The sequence below is a fragment of the Caulobacter sp. Root655 genome (genome assembly GCF_001427665.1).
Classification (GTDB): Bacteria; Pseudomonadota; Alphaproteobacteria; order Caulobacterales; family Caulobacteraceae; genus Caulobacter.
Genome location: NZ_LMHC01000022.1, coordinates 145,872 through 160,639 on the forward strand (window position 1 = coordinate 145,872; position 14,768 = coordinate 160,639).

General features: G+C 64.1%; 7 protein-coding genes and 1 pseudogene. 4 read left to right on the forward strand and 4 right to left on the reverse strand.

The genetic code is table 11. From position 1 onward, the window contains the following. Positions 1-76 precede the first annotated feature (76 nt). Positions 77-247, reverse strand: a pseudogene (locus ASD79_RS14510) (integrase); the annotation flags it as partial. Positions 248-752: 505 nt separating this feature from the next. Between ASD79_RS14510 and ASD79_RS14515 the strand changes: the two are divergent. The 3 genes from ASD79_RS14515 to ASD79_RS14525 are packed head-to-tail and all read left to right on the forward strand — an operon-like array spanning position 753 to position 8,637. Continuing rightward, complete coding sequence (locus ASD79_RS14515) at positions 753-4,649, forward strand: hypothetical protein (RefSeq protein ID WP_156400511.1); 3,897 nt, start codon at positions 753-755, stop codon at positions 4,647-4,649. A gap of 23 nt (positions 4,650-4,672) precedes the next feature. Continuing rightward, positions 4,673-6,349 carry a hypothetical protein gene (locus ASD79_RS14520; RefSeq protein WP_056722836.1) on the forward strand — a complete coding sequence of 559 codons (1,677 nt, stop codon included), beginning with the start codon at positions 4,673-4,675 and terminating at the stop codon, positions 6,347-6,349. Continuing rightward, positions 6,346-8,637, forward strand: a complete 2,292-nt coding sequence (locus tag ASD79_RS14525) for a pentapeptide repeat-containing protein (protein ID WP_056722838.1) — start codon at positions 6,346-6,348, stop codon at positions 8,635-8,637. Before ASD79_RS14520 ends, ASD79_RS14525 begins: the two co-directional genes overlap by 4 nt. Positions 8,638-8,876: 239 nt before the next feature. Here ASD79_RS14525 and ASD79_RS14530 read toward each other — a convergent pair whose 3' ends face one another. After that, positions 8,877-10,667, reverse strand: a complete 1,791-nt coding sequence (locus ASD79_RS14530) for an RHS repeat domain-containing protein (protein WP_056722839.1) — start codon at positions 10,665-10,667, stop codon at positions 8,877-8,879. A gap of 92 nt (positions 10,668-10,759) precedes the next feature. Between ASD79_RS14530 and ASD79_RS14535 the strand changes: the two genes are divergently transcribed. Further along, entirely contained in the window at positions 10,760-10,987 is a 228-nt protein-coding gene (locus tag ASD79_RS14535; protein ID WP_056722840.1) for a hypothetical protein, read from the forward strand. 215 nt (positions 10,988-11,202) lie between these two features. On the opposite strand, the gene ASD79_RS23955 is transcribed toward ASD79_RS14535, so the two are convergent. After that, positions 11,203-11,970: a hypothetical protein gene (locus ASD79_RS23955; RefSeq protein ID WP_156400512.1), complete on the reverse strand. Its 768-nt coding sequence runs from the start codon at positions 11,968-11,970 to the stop codon at positions 11,203-11,205. 11 nt (positions 11,971-11,981) lie between these two features. Beyond that, on the reverse strand, positions 11,982-14,687 hold the full coding sequence (locus ASD79_RS14540; protein WP_235524468.1) for an RHS repeat domain-containing protein: 2,706 nt from the start codon (positions 14,685-14,687) through the stop codon (positions 11,982-11,984). Positions 14,688-14,768: the final 81 nt, after the last annotated feature.

Consider the following 14,768-nt stretch of genomic DNA (forward strand, 5'->3'; position numbering starts at 1 on the left):
CAACTGCGCAGTCTCGCCGAGCAGACGCACCCAATGATCGCCCTCTACTGAAGCGCTGTTCTGGGGCGAACGGGACCTACAAATCGATCGCCTCAGACATCTCAAGGGCGTCGTCGACCTCGATGCCGAGATATCGAACCGTGCTTTCCAGCTTCCGGCGCCCGAGGAAAAGTTGGCAGGCTCGCAGGTTGCCCGCCTTCTTGTAGATCAAAGCGACCTTGGTTCGTCTGAGGCTGTGCGTCCCGTAGCCACAGCAAACTCGTCGTTCTTCAGCCGCAGAAGTCACGGCCGCCTTGTCGCCGTTATCGAGGGCCGCGGTTTAGTCCCCAAGGTTGCTGACTTCTCTCCGGTCAGGACGCGGAGACTGACGACTGCTCTCGCGGCGAGGACAACGAAGTCGAAGGAGCGCCTAAGCACCCCATATTCGGGTGGCATGCCTTTTCACAATTTACGATTGAACAAATTCATTTTGCGGCCTTACGTCCAACCCGCTTGCCAAGGTTCACCTACGCGGCCGGCGCCGAGTCGCGCAGTCGGATGGCCGGCGATTCCTTTCACGCTTCGATCTTGGTCGCTCCGCCACGGCGGCGGGATAATACTTATGCGCGCATTGGATCAAACTACTTCCAAAACTTGCGTTTATGCGGCTTAGCTAGGGAAGCCAAAGAAGCAGGGCCGGATCGGATTTGTCCGCGCATAGGAGCGGATCGCTGGTTTACGCGCCTGACTGCGTGCGAGTGATGGAGCGCCCGATGAAACGGATTCATGTCGATCTGCGGCACTTGAAGAAGACCGATCGTCTCGAGTTAAGGGTGCACGGCAAGAGCTACCCTCTTCAGAGCCATAACGACTCCAGCCTGCTGCAGGCTACTCAAAGCAACATCGCGCTAGGGGCGCTGACGCCCCAGGCGCATGCCAGCTTCACCCATTTCGGCGACATCGCGGCGCTTCACCTCGACACGGACACGGTCGCGCACCTCCACGTCGTGCAGCCCGAGGAAGAGGGCGTCCACCTGCCCAAGGTCGTGGCGATGGCCCTGCTCATCCCGGAGCCGGCGCTGCGGGCCTATTGGAAGCGCCAGCTCCAATTCTACGCCCAGCCGCTGCACCGCGTACGCTCGCTGCACCGCGCGGGCGTGCGCCGTCGTCCTCGCGCCTGCAGCGCCAAGCTCGCCGCCCTGGGCCTGAGCGGGCTGGGCGACGATCACGACCAGACGACCGATCTGCTGGTGGCCTCGCAGTTCCTGGTGACCACCCTGGACACCTCCGCGCTGCTGGTGTCGCACCATCCCAATCTCAACAACATCCAGCCCAGCACCGCGGCGACGCTGCTGCACGACCACATCCTGCCTGATCCCGACATCGATCCGGACCAGTACAACGCGATGCAGGTCCTGGCCGCCGCGATCACGGCCGCGGGGGACGACTGGGCCCCGGTGATCCGCTGCACCGACCAGCACGGCGCGCCGCTAAGCGCCGGCTACGATCTGGAGCCCGACGACGGCGGGTTCAAGGCAGGACAGCCGCTCTTCACCTACGGGCTGGACGACGGCGTCGCCGACCAGCTTGGCCCGGCCGTGGGCGGCGCGAACCGCTCGGCCTCCAACGACATGACGCTGGCCAACAAGACCTGGGCTCCCAACAGCGGCACCGCGTCCCTGGCCAAGCAGGTCGACACCCCGCCCTCGACGCTCGAGGCCGCGGTCGAGGGCGGCGCGCCGACCTTCAAGTGGGTGGTCAACGAGCAGACCAATCACCACGGCGTCTCGGTCGACCAGCATTCGATCAAGATCGACGACAAGAACAAGTTCTCGATCGACGCCTACAACAGTTACCTGCGCACGCTCTACACGGCCTATCAGCTGCTGGACGACAAGGGCGCGCCGATCGGCAAGAAGACCTCGATCACCTCGATCTCGGCGACCAACACGATCCTGGGCATCCCGGTGCCGACCGACCCGACCGAGCTTGGGTTCGACATGGCACAGGCGACAAGCGCCAAGCTCTATTTCGGCAGCCTGGGCACCAGCAACTGGGACGAGGATGTCAGCACCAGCGGCGCGTTGCTGACCGGGCTGTGGCAGTACGGGGTCCCCGTCGTGTTCCTGATCGCCGGCAAGGCAATCACCAGCACCTCGACCTTCAACAAGATCGTTAACGACAAGGACCTTCGCGCTGCGGCGCTGGCCATCGCCTTCGCCGTCGTCGGGGGCGGCGTGCCGACCGCCGCGGCCTTGGGCAATACCAAGAAGGTGCTGTTCGGCTTCGCGGACGTGGTGCTCAGCATCGTCGTCCAGAAAGGCATGGAGACGCTAGGCAAGTGGCTCGCCGCCCAGGTCGCGGCGGGCGCGATCTCCAACGCCTTCGGCCCCGTGGGCTGGGTGTTCCGCGCGGCGGCGACGCTGATGGACTTCGAGATGATGGCCATCACCACCGGCGAGGTGCTGTCGTCGCCAGCCTGCATCACCGCCACGGTGACCCGGGCGATCGACGTCTCGCTGATCCTGCTGCCCGACCCCAAGCACGGCGAGGTCGGCGACCCCACCACCGCGGTTTGGCCCGCCCTGGCCCAGAAGTACGTCGTCACGCTGGAATACAAGGGCGGCACCACCCGCCAGCTCATGGGCGTCTTCCCCGACACGACGGACAAGACGCCGCTGCCGCTGCGCTTTGTCGACGTGCCGGCGGGCGGCGAGTTCCGCATCCTGGCGGGCGTCTACAGCAACAGCGGCTGGCTCGCCGGATCCTGGCAGAGCGACTGGATCGTCGCCACGCCCAACCAGGGCACGACGCTCGAGCTTGGCAAGCACGCAATCAAAGAGAACCTGGTTCCGCTCGCGCCCGACACCCAATATGTGTTCAAGGAACGCATCGCCGCCGCCGATGGCGGGTTCGCCTGGAAGGCCGGCGCCCCGCCCGCCGTGACGCTCACCAGCCTCAACTGCGCCGCGCCAAAGTCGCTGTGCGACCTCGTCTCGATCACGATCAACAACAGCGCCTTCCAGGTGGGCTATGCCTGGCGCGCCTCGGGACAGAACCTGCCGCCCAACGACGCTTCGGCGCCGCCGTCGAACGAGCAGTTGTTCGTGATGCAGAACCTGTCGGTGCTGGCCGAGCCCGGCTCGCGGCTCAAGAAGTCGGACATCGGCCTGGTCAACCGCCCCGGCCTGGCCTACGCGCCCTCGTACAACGCCCAGAACCAGATCGACCAGACCAACTTCATCCTTGATCCGCGCCAGAGCGTGATGAACCTGCGCCGCGTGACGCTGGACGGCGTGATCGGCGATTTCGGCCTGGGCAAGCCTGGCTTGCTGAGCTGGGGCCGGTTCCCGCTGGCCAATCTGGACGCGCTGGCGGTGCACCCCAGCAACATTGTGCTCGCCGCGTCGTTCAAGGATTCCAAGCTGATGATCCTGCCGATCCCCGACAAGGGATCGCCCGACGCCGAGGCGCCCACCGCCCTGCTGGTCTCGGGCCTGGGCATCCGCCAGGGGCTGGTTCGCGGGCCCAAGGCCATGACGGTCGCCCCCGACGGACGGATCCTGGTGCTGGAGAGCGAGAACCTTCGGGTCCAGGCGTTCGACATCAAGGGCAACCCGATCCAGAGCTTCACGCCCAGCCCATCGATCTTCCAGGTCCCGCTCGCCGCGATCGCCGCCGACCTGGACAAGCTGCGCGTGCCCGACGCCCTGGCCCAGGCGATCGTGGCCAACAACTCAGGTTACCTGTTCTCGCTGCCGGCCGACTTCATCCCGCAACTCGATGCGCACCGCTTCGCACCGGAGAAGGACCCGTTGATCGCCGCCCTGGGGGCCGCCGGGGTGATCCTGGCCTACGACCCCGAGTTCATGGACGATCCCAAGCAGAGCGCGCAGATCGCCGTGGTCACGCCGGGTGAGAACTGGACCATCACCGATCCGCGCGGCTTCGCCTGGGATGTCCGGCTGACCGACGGCCTCCTGACCGTCAGCCAGCGGCTCATCAAGGCCGATATCCAAGTGCTCACCGCCGGCTCCCGCTGGATGGTGGTCGACCAGGCCAGCTTCCTGGCCTGGAAGATCGAGCGCTCGAGCGCCGACCCCACCCAAGCGCTGGTCTCCCTGGCGCTGTCGTTCTTCCCCTTGAAGGCGCCGCGTGTCGGCGCCGTCACCTTCCTGGACATGGCGGTTGAAGCGCAGGGCTACATCTATGTCCTGTCCCACTGGGGGGATGGCTCCAAGACCACCGACTATTTCCTCGACATCTACGCGCCCGACGGCAGCTTCTGCTCGCGGTCGCCCGATCCTTCGGTGACCCGCGAGCCGCAGAACATCGTGGCCGGCAAGATCACGGTCGACGTCTGGCGAAACCTCTACGGCCTGACCTACGAGACGCTGACCTCGCCCTGGGATACGCCGCAACCGGGCGTCGGCCACTGGATCCCGACGCCGCCACTGTTCACCCTGTCGCTGACCCTGCAGCTTAAGTTCAACGAGCTCAACATCGGCGTCGTGGCGGACGCCTTCGCCGAGCACAAGATCACGCTGTCCAAGCAGGCGTTCATCACCGTCGACGATCCGAACGGCGCCTGGCAGGTCAAGGACCAGACGACGATCTACCATGTCTACCGCTCGGGCGACGGCCTCCAAGTCTACGCCGTCCCGGCCTGATCAAAGGAAAGGGGAACCTCGACATGCAGGCGATGACGCTTTCCATCGGCCAGGTCGGTATCGATTTTTTCGCCCGGACACTGGTCGCCAACCACCTGGTGTCGGCGTTGGCGAGCATGCAGCCGCCCAACAACGCGCCAAAGGTCGCCGATTTCTTCACGATCGGCTTCGGCTACACCGCCACCTACTCGAATATCAATATCCGGCTGACAAACGGCAAGCTGAAAGGCTTCACGCCGGCCTACCAGGGCGTCGCCCAGCTCGCGAGCGGAACGCCGTCGGGCAGCCAGTTCGCGCTCACGCTCAACGCCGGCAACTTTACCGCCGACTATACCTGGACCGAGAGCTATCACGCCTGGACCTGCTACACGGGGGGCGAATTCCCCTCGTGCCACAGCCGCGACTACAAGGACAAGGTCTACAACTATTCGCCGAAGATCGGCAATCTGGCAGTCCAGGTGACGACCGCGTTCCAGTATCAGCAGTCGACCAACAGCTGGACGATCACCACGGTTTCGAGCAGCGCGACCTCAACCAATGTCACGCCCAATATCCCGGGCGGCAGCGTCATCCAGAACGAGGATTCCGGCTGCTTCACCTCGCAGGTCAGCGACGCGACCGCAAAGAGCATCTCGACGATCGATTTCGGCTCGGCGATCAACACCGTGGTGCCGGCGCTGCTCAAGTCAATCCCGTCCAGCGGCGATCTCGGCAACGGCATCGTCTTCGAGTGGGGCCTCGGCGACTCCGGACTGACCTTCCCGTCGAACAGCGGCATCTCGGTCGGCATCACCGGACGCGTCAGCTACAAGGGGACCTTCTATCAGGGCGCGCCCCCGCCGACCCTGCCGATCCCGCCGATTCCGGCGCCCACCGCCGCCCACTACCTGCAGACCTATGTCTCGGACTACGAGATCAATGCGCTGCAATGGGCCTTCCACCAGGCGGGCCTGCTCAACTCGGTCGCCACGCCGGGCACGATCCCCGATCCCGACGCGCTCAAGGTCAAGACCTACGCGCAGTTCATCAGCGCCCTGAGACCCTATATCGCCTTCAGCATGCAGGCCGACATCAAGCCGCAGATCGCGCCGACCAGCCATTTCCAGCAGGTCTGGCTGTTCAACCAGGCCAATATCGACGCGCTCAAGCCACAAGTGCCCGTGAACGTGTGGGACATCCTCAACAGCTCCATGGTCGGCAACTACTACGTCACCCTGCAAGCGGTGGAGGCCGACCTGGCGGCGCTCGGCGTCGACTCGACCAATTTCGCGACGATCGAACGCGGCGTTTCGGCAATGGGCATGGTCGATGACAGCACCATCCAAATGGTGCTGACGATCCTGACCCCCACCCAACCCCAGCCGACGCTCACCTTCAACGTCACCCGCACCGACATCCTGACCGATCTTGCCCTGGGCATCGCCGGCCCGGCCCAGACGATGCAGTTCGGCTTCGCCAAGGTGAACTCGCGAGCGACCTTCATCAGCTCGACCATCCCCAATTTCCCAGGCGACCAGATGGCGATGATCTGGGGGACGGTGGGCGATCCCAACTACAGCCAGACGGTGGCGGCGATGGGCAAGAAAGGGGTGCCCCTACCAATCATGAGCGGCTTCCAGTTCCTGTTCGACAAGGCCGAGCTCAGCGTCCAGCAGGGCTTTGTCTCGATCAAATCCCAGGTGCAGTACAAGCCGACATGACGGCGAAGGCCGCTGATCGGCCCCAGTTCGCGGGCAAGATCGCCTATGCCAGCACGGGCGCGCGCACGGCATGGCTCAACGTCGTCACGCGCCGTGACGGCAATGAGACCACCTATCTGCCGATGATGACCGGCAAGGGCGAGGCCGCGGCCTTTCCCTGCATCGCCTACGCGCTCCCCGAAGGCGGCTTCCAGCTTCAGCTCAAGAACCTAATGTGGATCGCGCTCAGTCCGCTGGGCTATCTGGTGCTCGTCGCGGATATCGCCCAAGCCGCGCCGCTGAGGCTGGCCGGCTCGCCGCTCGGCCAAGGCTGGGAGATCAAGACGCCCAACGGCTATCTCCCCGTGGGCTACTATCCCGACCTGACCGAGCCGGTCCTGACCACCAATCTCGACGACGCCACCACCAGCTTCGCGCCGACCCTCATCACCCCCTCGGTGGCCGATCTCGTGGCGGCGGGCAGCGGACGGGGCGTGGACCTCACCCATGTGCGCCTGGACGGCGCCAACTTGCCCAAGGTCGACCTGACCGGCGCGCATTTCGACGACGCCAGCCTGGTCGGCGCGACCCTGACGGGGTGCGCCCTGACCGGCGCGACCTTCGTCGGCGCCGACCTCAGCGGCGTGCGCTTCGACGGCTCCCGCCTGGATTCCGCCGACATGACGCGCGCCACCCTCGCCGCGCCATCCTGGGGCGCGCCGCTCAGCGCCAAGGGACTGGTCCTCGCCCAATGCCATGCGGCGGGCGCGATCCTGGGCGGACAAAAGGACAAGCTGGACTGCACCGAGGCGATCCTCACCGAAGGCGATTTCACCGACGCCGACCTGACCGGCTGGCAGCTCGGCAAGGCCAAGGCCGGGCGAGCGGTGCTGGTGCGCACAGATCTGACCAGCGCGATGCTCGACGGCGCCGATCTGAGCAACGTCGTCGCGCTGGGCGGTGTCTTCCGCCGGGCGTCCATGCGCAACGTGCGCGGCCAGAGCGCGAACTTCACCAACGCCGACCTGTCGGGCGCCGATCTGGGCCAGGCCCAACTGGGCGCGCGCGCCTTCCTGTTCGAGATCGCCTCATCCCTGGCCAAGGACCTGGACGGCAACGCCTATCCCAATGCGGCGGTGATCGCGGCCTTCACCAAGCAAGGCGTCACCCTATCCCCCCAGGCCCCGATCATGGTGATCACGCGCGGCGAGCGATGGGAGATCGACGACCCTCGCGGCCCCTATGTGCTGATCGTCACCAGCGCCGGCATCCAGGTGTTCCTCGCCGCGGCCGACATGACGCCGGCGACTTTGGCGGGAGCCTTGTGCCTGAGCACCAAGGCGCCAGGCGCGGGACTGTCGGGCGCGGACCTGCGCGGCGTGCGCTGGTACGGCAGCGGCGCGACGCTCGACCACGCCGACCTCGAGGGTGCGTACCTGTCGCAGGCCCTGTGCGCCTCGACCGACTTCACCCAGGCGTTCCTGTCCGGATGCGATTTCAGCGGCTCGGTGCTGGTCCAGGCCGTATTCCGCGGCTGCCAGATCGGGCTCGGCGCCAGCCGCCAGCCGTTGTCGCTCCAGGGCGCGCAGCTCCAGGGCGCGGATTTCACCAACGCCAACCTGCTGGGCGTGCTGCTGACCGATGCGGGCGTGGCTCTGGCCCAGGGCGTGCCGCTGTTCACCCTGCCCGCGTCCGACGCCGCCTATCTGACCCCGGAGGGCCTGCCGACGCTGGCCCCGGTCTTCGACGAGGCGGGCTATCCGCTCGGAACCGATCCGACCGTCACCGCCGTGAAGGGCTGGACGATCAACAACAGCAGCGACCCGATCCCTTCGAACCCACGCCGCTATCTGGTGCGTACCGGCGCCACTGACCTGAAGGTGTTCGACGGCCTGTCCAACACCTACTATTTCGCCCTGCCCGCCTCGTTCGCCGTCCAGCTGGCCAAGCCGAATCCCGCATCATTGCTGATCCAGGCCTTCTCGAAGGCTGGTTACGGGTTGGTCGCGACGGCCGGGATCGCGCCCATATCCTATTGGACCCTCAAGGCCGGGGCCGACGCCATGTCGCCGCTCGCCTTCGCCTATAGCCAGTTCACCATCACGCCTGGCGATCCGGTGCTGACCGTGCTGGGCTCCACGCTGCTGCGCATGCGCGACTGGCCGCAATATCCGGGGGGACTGGCCTTCGCGGCGACCAACGCGATCCAGGGGGCGCTCAATCCCGCCAGCATCGGACCCAGCGGCCTGCCGATGGCCTGGGTCGCCGCGGGCAAGATCGACTGGACGAGCTTCCTGATCGGGACCTAGCGGTCACGCTTCAGGTCGAGGCACGCGGCGGCCTCGGAACCTCGTTCGTCCAGCCACTCGCCCACCGCCGTCACCGCAGGACCAAACGAATGCGCTTTCGCGCGGTCTCCCGAGTCTTCGCTTCGCTACGCCCGAGATGACAGCTCAAGGGGCGTCGTGCTCCACGAGCGTCCTCAGCTGTCCCAGCGTGTCGTCCCACTGGCGCGCAAAGGGGACGGCGCCCACCAACCGCTCGCCCATCAACAGCTGGGTGAGCGCGGGTTCGAGGCTGTGAGGGCGTTCCCGATGCCGTCATAGGCGCGGCACTGGCGAATGTTCACGCCGTTCGGATCGTTGATGACCGCCTTGAGCAGTTGGCCGTTCTGGCTGTCATATTCATAGGCGATCACCTCGTTGCGGGTCCCGGTCGCCTTGCGCGTCATCGACGACAGCGCGCTGAAGGCCGGCGTCTCGATACCGGCGAGGGTCGTGTAGGCGTAGTCGGTCCTGGCGTTCACCCCGCCGACACTGGGCCCCTGCTCCCACAGCAGGTTTCCGGTCGCGGTGTCCCAGCTCAGCGTGGTCACGTTCTGGTTGGCGTCGGTTCGCGAGACGGGCTTGTTACAGACCTTGTAGTTGGTTCCGGTGCACTCGACGAACGTCTCGCTGATGGTGATGTCAGGCAGGGTCGAGCCGGGCTTGGCCTTGAGGACGACGCTGGTCACGTTGCCGCGGGTATCGACCGTGCGCGTGACGGTGTCGCCCTCGGGGTTCTTCTGGAACGTCGTGATGCGCGGATCGCCCGGGTCGTACTGGAAGTCGGTCCGGCGGCCCAACGGGTCGATAATGGCCCAGGGACGGCCAAGGGAGCTGTTTTCATAGGTCGTCGTCTTGCCGTCGCGGTCGACCACGTCGGTCATGCCGCCGCCGTAGGTGTAGGTGGTCGTCCGGTTCAGGGCGTCCCGCTGGGACCCCACCCGGTTCTGGTTGTCGTAGGTGTTGAAGAACACGTTGGTCGATGGGGCGGAGGGCTTGCGCATCGACTGGAGCCGCTGCAACGAGTCGTACTGGTAGGTCGTGATCGCCCCGCTCGGGTCGGTGTAGGACGTAAGACCGTGAACGCTGTTGGCTCCGCTGCCCGTCAGCACGGTGTATCCAAAATAGACGTTCGCCAGGTTGGGTTTGTCGCAATCGGACGTCTGGGCGATCGCGCAGGTGTTGCGATAGGCTTCGACCCGGTTGATCAGGCTGCCGCCGCCGGCGGGCTGGGTGTAGTAGAACCGCACGCCGAAGCCCTTGGTGTTCACCGCATAGGCCGGGCGCAGATAGAACAGGTTGGTATTGGACGTCGTCGAGTTCTCGTAGACGATCGTCGTGCTCTCGCCGTTCGGGGACTCGATCAGTACCGGCGTGAAGACGATCGGAGTGCCGATCACCAGGCCCTGCGACGAGGATCCAATCGGCGAGAAGATGATCCGGCTGCCGTCCTTGTCGCGAAACTCCGCGGTGTACTGTCCCAGGGGGCGCCCGCTGGGCGCCGCGGTGGGCCCGCCCCCCAGGTAGACGCCGGACGTGTTGTAATTGAGCCAATGATCGAAGCCGTAGAACTCGTAGGAATGGTCGCCGATCGTCACATAGGCGTGCGACGGGCCGCTATCCGGATCCGCGTAGACATACATGGTGGGCAACAGGTTCATCAGGTTCCCGATCCCCATGAAGCCGTAATAAGTGATGTAGTCGCCAGCCCGCTCGGCCGCCGGCACGGCGTAGGTATGGGAGACGACCAGCATGTTGTCTTCGTCGCCGACCGTCAGATCCTTGGACGTCAGCGAGAACGAGCCAGTGGTGACGTTGACGCCCTGGTCGGTCGCTCCCGCCAGATTGTCCGGCCTCGGCGGCGTGTAGGACTGGGCCAGCGCGCCGATCGGCGCCAGGCCCAGGCCGATGGCCAGGACCGCCGCGAACGCCCGCTTCCCCCCTGCCCACTTCGACAACCGCGTGGCCCGGCGCGCCAGATCCGACATGGGCTTCACGCTGGCGTTCTCGGACATCGACTTCTCCCACCCCATACCGGACCCCATTTTAAATTCACTCAAGCCTTGAAGGACTTGTCCACCAGGAAAAGATCCGCCTCTGAGTAGAGATGGAACACCAGTCCATTGGAGAATTTCATCACAGCTTCCTTCTCGTCTTTTTACAGGACGAAGCCCGTTATCTCGAGACCGACGATTTCATCTTGAACCACCTTGCTCAGGCGAGCGACTTCTTCGGCGTCCATGATCTTGTTCCCCAGAAATTCTTCTTTGTGCGCCCATCGTCCCAGACGGAGCGCAGCCGGTTGTTCCGTTCGAACGCGATAGGGGCGGTCTAGAGGAACAGATTCCTCCGATGCGCCCCTTCTAGATTAGGCGCTTAGCCCCCATGCCACTTGGCTCTGCGGTGGCTCGCACGGGCGAGACTTGCCCGGAGCGCCGATTGCCTTTGGGGCGGCTTCTGGCGCCGACGAAAGCTTGGAGCGACCCCACATCACCGGCCCAAAAGAGAACGCGAGTCGTCAAGTCGACGAAAGCCCGACAATCCCTGGCCCTAAAAGACACGCCTGCGAAGAATGACTTTCTTTTCAGTTACCTTGTATTCTCCACCAACACCGTCTGGCCCCAATTCTATTTTCGCGATGATGTCGGCATAAAATTCTTCGCCTGCAGCTTTGTTACGCAAAACAGTTATAGAAAGGCATTGCTCGGCCACAGCCCCATCAGTCTCACATGGCATCGATCGTACATCTTGTAGGTGAGATCCGGGAACGAGCGGATAATCCATGCTGCCCATCATATCAGTAAAGAATCTATACCCCAAGAAAGCCACAGAATAATTCTCGGCAGAGAAGAATGTCTCCTTACTCACGAACGAGCAAACATTTGCTCTCGCTCCCTTTTCTTGGTTAGAGTACTTCTGCTTCATTTTAAACACAGGAGCCGCTCGTACCTCGGTGACCGCATAATCTTTCAGAAGATCTTTCTGAGATGCGTCGGCGGCAAACTTACGCTCTAGGATGAGCGACACTTTTTGGGCCGTACATAAATCAGAAGCATCACTCGCTGCGACCGGCCCCCAAAAGTCCACTACGTAGCTTGAAGAGCGCTCGGTTCCGACCGGCGTAGATTGAACATGAGCGGCTTCGATTTGACCGGCATTCGGAATAGGAATTTCACGGGCCAAATCGATCGCTTGCTTCCCAGTGAATTCCCCCGACCGAATGGCAATGGATTGCCCGCCTCCCCCAGGACGCGGCTCACCCTCAGTGCAACCGACTACGCACATTCCGATCAAAAAAGCGGCGAGCGTTCTCGACATCGGCACGCCCCTCATCGGCCGGCACAAGCCGGAGCGGTGCAATTCTTCCCTACAATGCCAAGCATCATCAACATGAGATTGTTGGGATATATTGGATGAGAAAAATCACCAGCCCCACCCACTGGAGCCCCATCGAAGTGGTTGAATTCGTGCCCAATAACGCGCTCCAGACGAGGTGCATTTTGCTTGAATTCAGACGGCTCGAAGAAAGCCCAATGTTGATTATCCGTACTACTCGAGACACCCGCAGCTTGGTAAGTTGCTTGATACCTTACATTATTATTAGCTACAACTAAAACGTGAGCTACCTGCCTATCGAATTTTGCCAAATTCTTGCTATTGAGCGCCTCGCCCTTGGCCGCGAATTTGGACCAGCCCTTCTCGAAAGCGGCCGATAGCGCTGTTTGCTCTCCAGAAGCTTTCGCGCGCTTATATGCCGCAGAGGCTTGTTGTAGAACGCCGAGATCCTTTTTCAGCGTCTCTTGAGCGGCCTTAAACGTCTCACAGTCGGTCCTTGTTAGAGTGCCACACCCCATCGTCCCGCTCGGATCACTCTTGTTCACCGGATCGTTGCCGACGTAGGCGTACAAGTTCAGGTCATCCTTGGACCCGATGGGGTCGGTCTGCAGGAACCAGCCACGCATCGGATCATAGACCCGGGCCTTGTAGTGATAGAGTTCCAGCTCCGGCAGGGCCGCCTGGCCGGTGTAGCGGAAGCGGGATCCGCTCCAGCTCTCGCCCGGTTCGCCATAAGGGCCATAGGTATAGGTCGCCTGGCTGGCGCCGGCGCTGTTGGTCCAGGCGACGATCGAGCCCTGGCGATCAGCGTGCAGGTAGCGCGCGTTCGACAGGTCCGCGCCCTCGAACCAGATCAGCGGGTCATCGACCCCGGCCCCATGCAGGTAGCGACGCAGCATCACCCCCGCTCCATCATATTCGGCGACCAGTTGATCACCGTCATAGAGGAACTGGGTCGTGAACCCGTTGAACGTGGTCTGGCGCAGGCGGCCCGCGGGGTCGTAGGCCAAGGTCCCGGACACCGGACCGGTCACGGAGACCAGCCTGTTGTCGCCGTCATAGGCGAAGACCCGGTCGGCGAGCTTGGTGAGGTTCTGGTTGGCGTCGTACCCGCCGATGGACACGGTGGCGGCGTCGCGGTTCAGGCCGTCGGCCGTGGCGTTCAGCGTGCGCGGGGCCGAGCGCCAGTCGTAGCGCGAGTTGCTGCGCGTATCGGCGGTAAGCTGGCTGGCCAGATTGTAGGAAAAGGTCTCGGATTGATCGTCCTGGACGCCGGCGACGTCGAGAGTCGAGCCGGCCGGGCGCCCCGGAACGTCGTAGGCGAAGAGATCCCGCGCCCCGTTTGCGCGCTCGACCGACGTGCGCTGTCCCAGGTTGTCATAGACATTGGAGACGTACGCCCCGTTCGCCGCGGCGGTCAGGGGACGATCGGCGCCGTCATAGGTGAAGGTCGCGTAGTTGGTGTCCGGCCAGGTGAGCTTGGTCCGGTTGCCGGCCTTGTCGAGCTCGTAGGTCTGCGCCAGGCCATAGCTGGTTTCGCCCGTCAGGCGGCCGGCGGTGTCGTAGCTGGACGACACGCCCAGACCGCTGCCGGTGAACAGGATCGAGGTGGGTTTGCCCAGGAGATCGTAACCGTAGGTGACGCCGGCGATGTTCGCGCCGCTCTTGATCGCCACGCGGTTCAGGGCGTCATAGGTGAAGGTCTGGACCGAGCCGTCCCGCTTTCGCAGGCTGGTTCGGTTGCCACTGGGGTCGTAGCCGTACTGTTCGTAATCCGCGCCGTTCACCGTCTGGGTCCCGCGCTGCGGAGACGGGAACGTCTGCTGAGACACCCGGTCGAAGCCGTCATAGGTCAGCTGGGTGAGGTTGTTGTTGGCGTCCTTGACGCTCGCCTGCTTGCCGTTCGGCGTATAGGTATAGACGGCGTAGGATCGCTGGTCGGCCGTTCCGAAGGCCTGCAGGATCTCGGTCTTCTGGCCGGCGAAATCGTAGAGCGCCTTGGTGATCCGGTCCGGCTCGCCGGTCGCGCCGACCGTGCCCACGGTGCAGGCGGCCGGACGATCGGTGGCGTCATACAAGGCCTGGAGCACCGCCGGGTTCATCCGTATCGCCGTGCAGACTGGCCGGTCCAGCGCGTCATAGCTGAACTGGGTCAGGTTGGCGACCGACGAGCCGGGATTGCTATAGGCCTGGGTCTTGTTCCCCACCGCATCGTATCGAAAATATATGCTCTGCGACGCCAGGAAATCAGACCCCGTGATGTTGGTCGTCGTTCCGATGTCCACGCGGATCACCCGGCCGTCGGGGTCATAGGCATATTTCTCGGCGCGCCGCTTCAGCGGGCCTGTTTCGTCAGGGTCGGCGCCGATCTTCATCTCCAGCCGGCGCGAGGCGTCCCAGCGGTTATAGATCGTCATGTCCTCGGTCGACTGGGCCCGCGCCGCGCCGGCGATCGTCCCGGCCGTCAAGGCCGCCGCCAGCAACGCCCATCGCGTTCGGTTCTTCACACGCCGGTTCATTGGGGACGCTTTTGTCGAGGTGCGGCGGCAGCCGCATCGGCCCGCGGAACGAAGGACTTCGAGATCACGGGAAAGCCTTGGGATCAGCGGGAAGGGGAAGAGGTCGCGCCATATCGCGCCGGCCCGGTCCAGACGACGCCGCAACGCCCAAAGTCCGCTTCCCCGCATCGCCAGCCCCACTTCAGTCAACCACGCCCCTGCAAATCGTCGATCACGCCGTATCGCCGCGAGAACGCATCCGACGCCGAGTCGAGAGAGCTC

Coding starts and splice junctions, on each gene's coding strand:
- ASD79_RS23955 (WP_156400512.1), bottom strand. CDS start 11,970: ATGTCGAGAACGCTCGCCGCTTTTTTGATCGGAATGTGCGTAGTCGGT.
- ASD79_RS14530 (WP_056722839.1), bottom strand. CDS start 10,667: ATGTCCGAGAACGCCAGCGTGAAGCCCATGTCGGATCTGGCGCGCCGG.
- ASD79_RS14535 (WP_056722840.1), top strand. CDS start 10,760: ATGGAACACCAGTCCATTGGAGAATTTCATCACAGCTTCCTTCTCGTC.
- ASD79_RS14520 (WP_056722836.1), top strand. CDS start 4,673: ATGCAGGCGATGACGCTTTCCATCGGCCAGGTCGGTATCGATTTTTTC.
- ASD79_RS14525 (WP_056722838.1), top strand. CDS start 6,346: ATGACGGCGAAGGCCGCTGATCGGCCCCAGTTCGCGGGCAAGATCGCC.
- ASD79_RS14515 (WP_156400511.1), top strand. CDS start 753: ATGAAACGGATTCATGTCGATCTGCGGCACTTGAAGAAGACCGATCGT.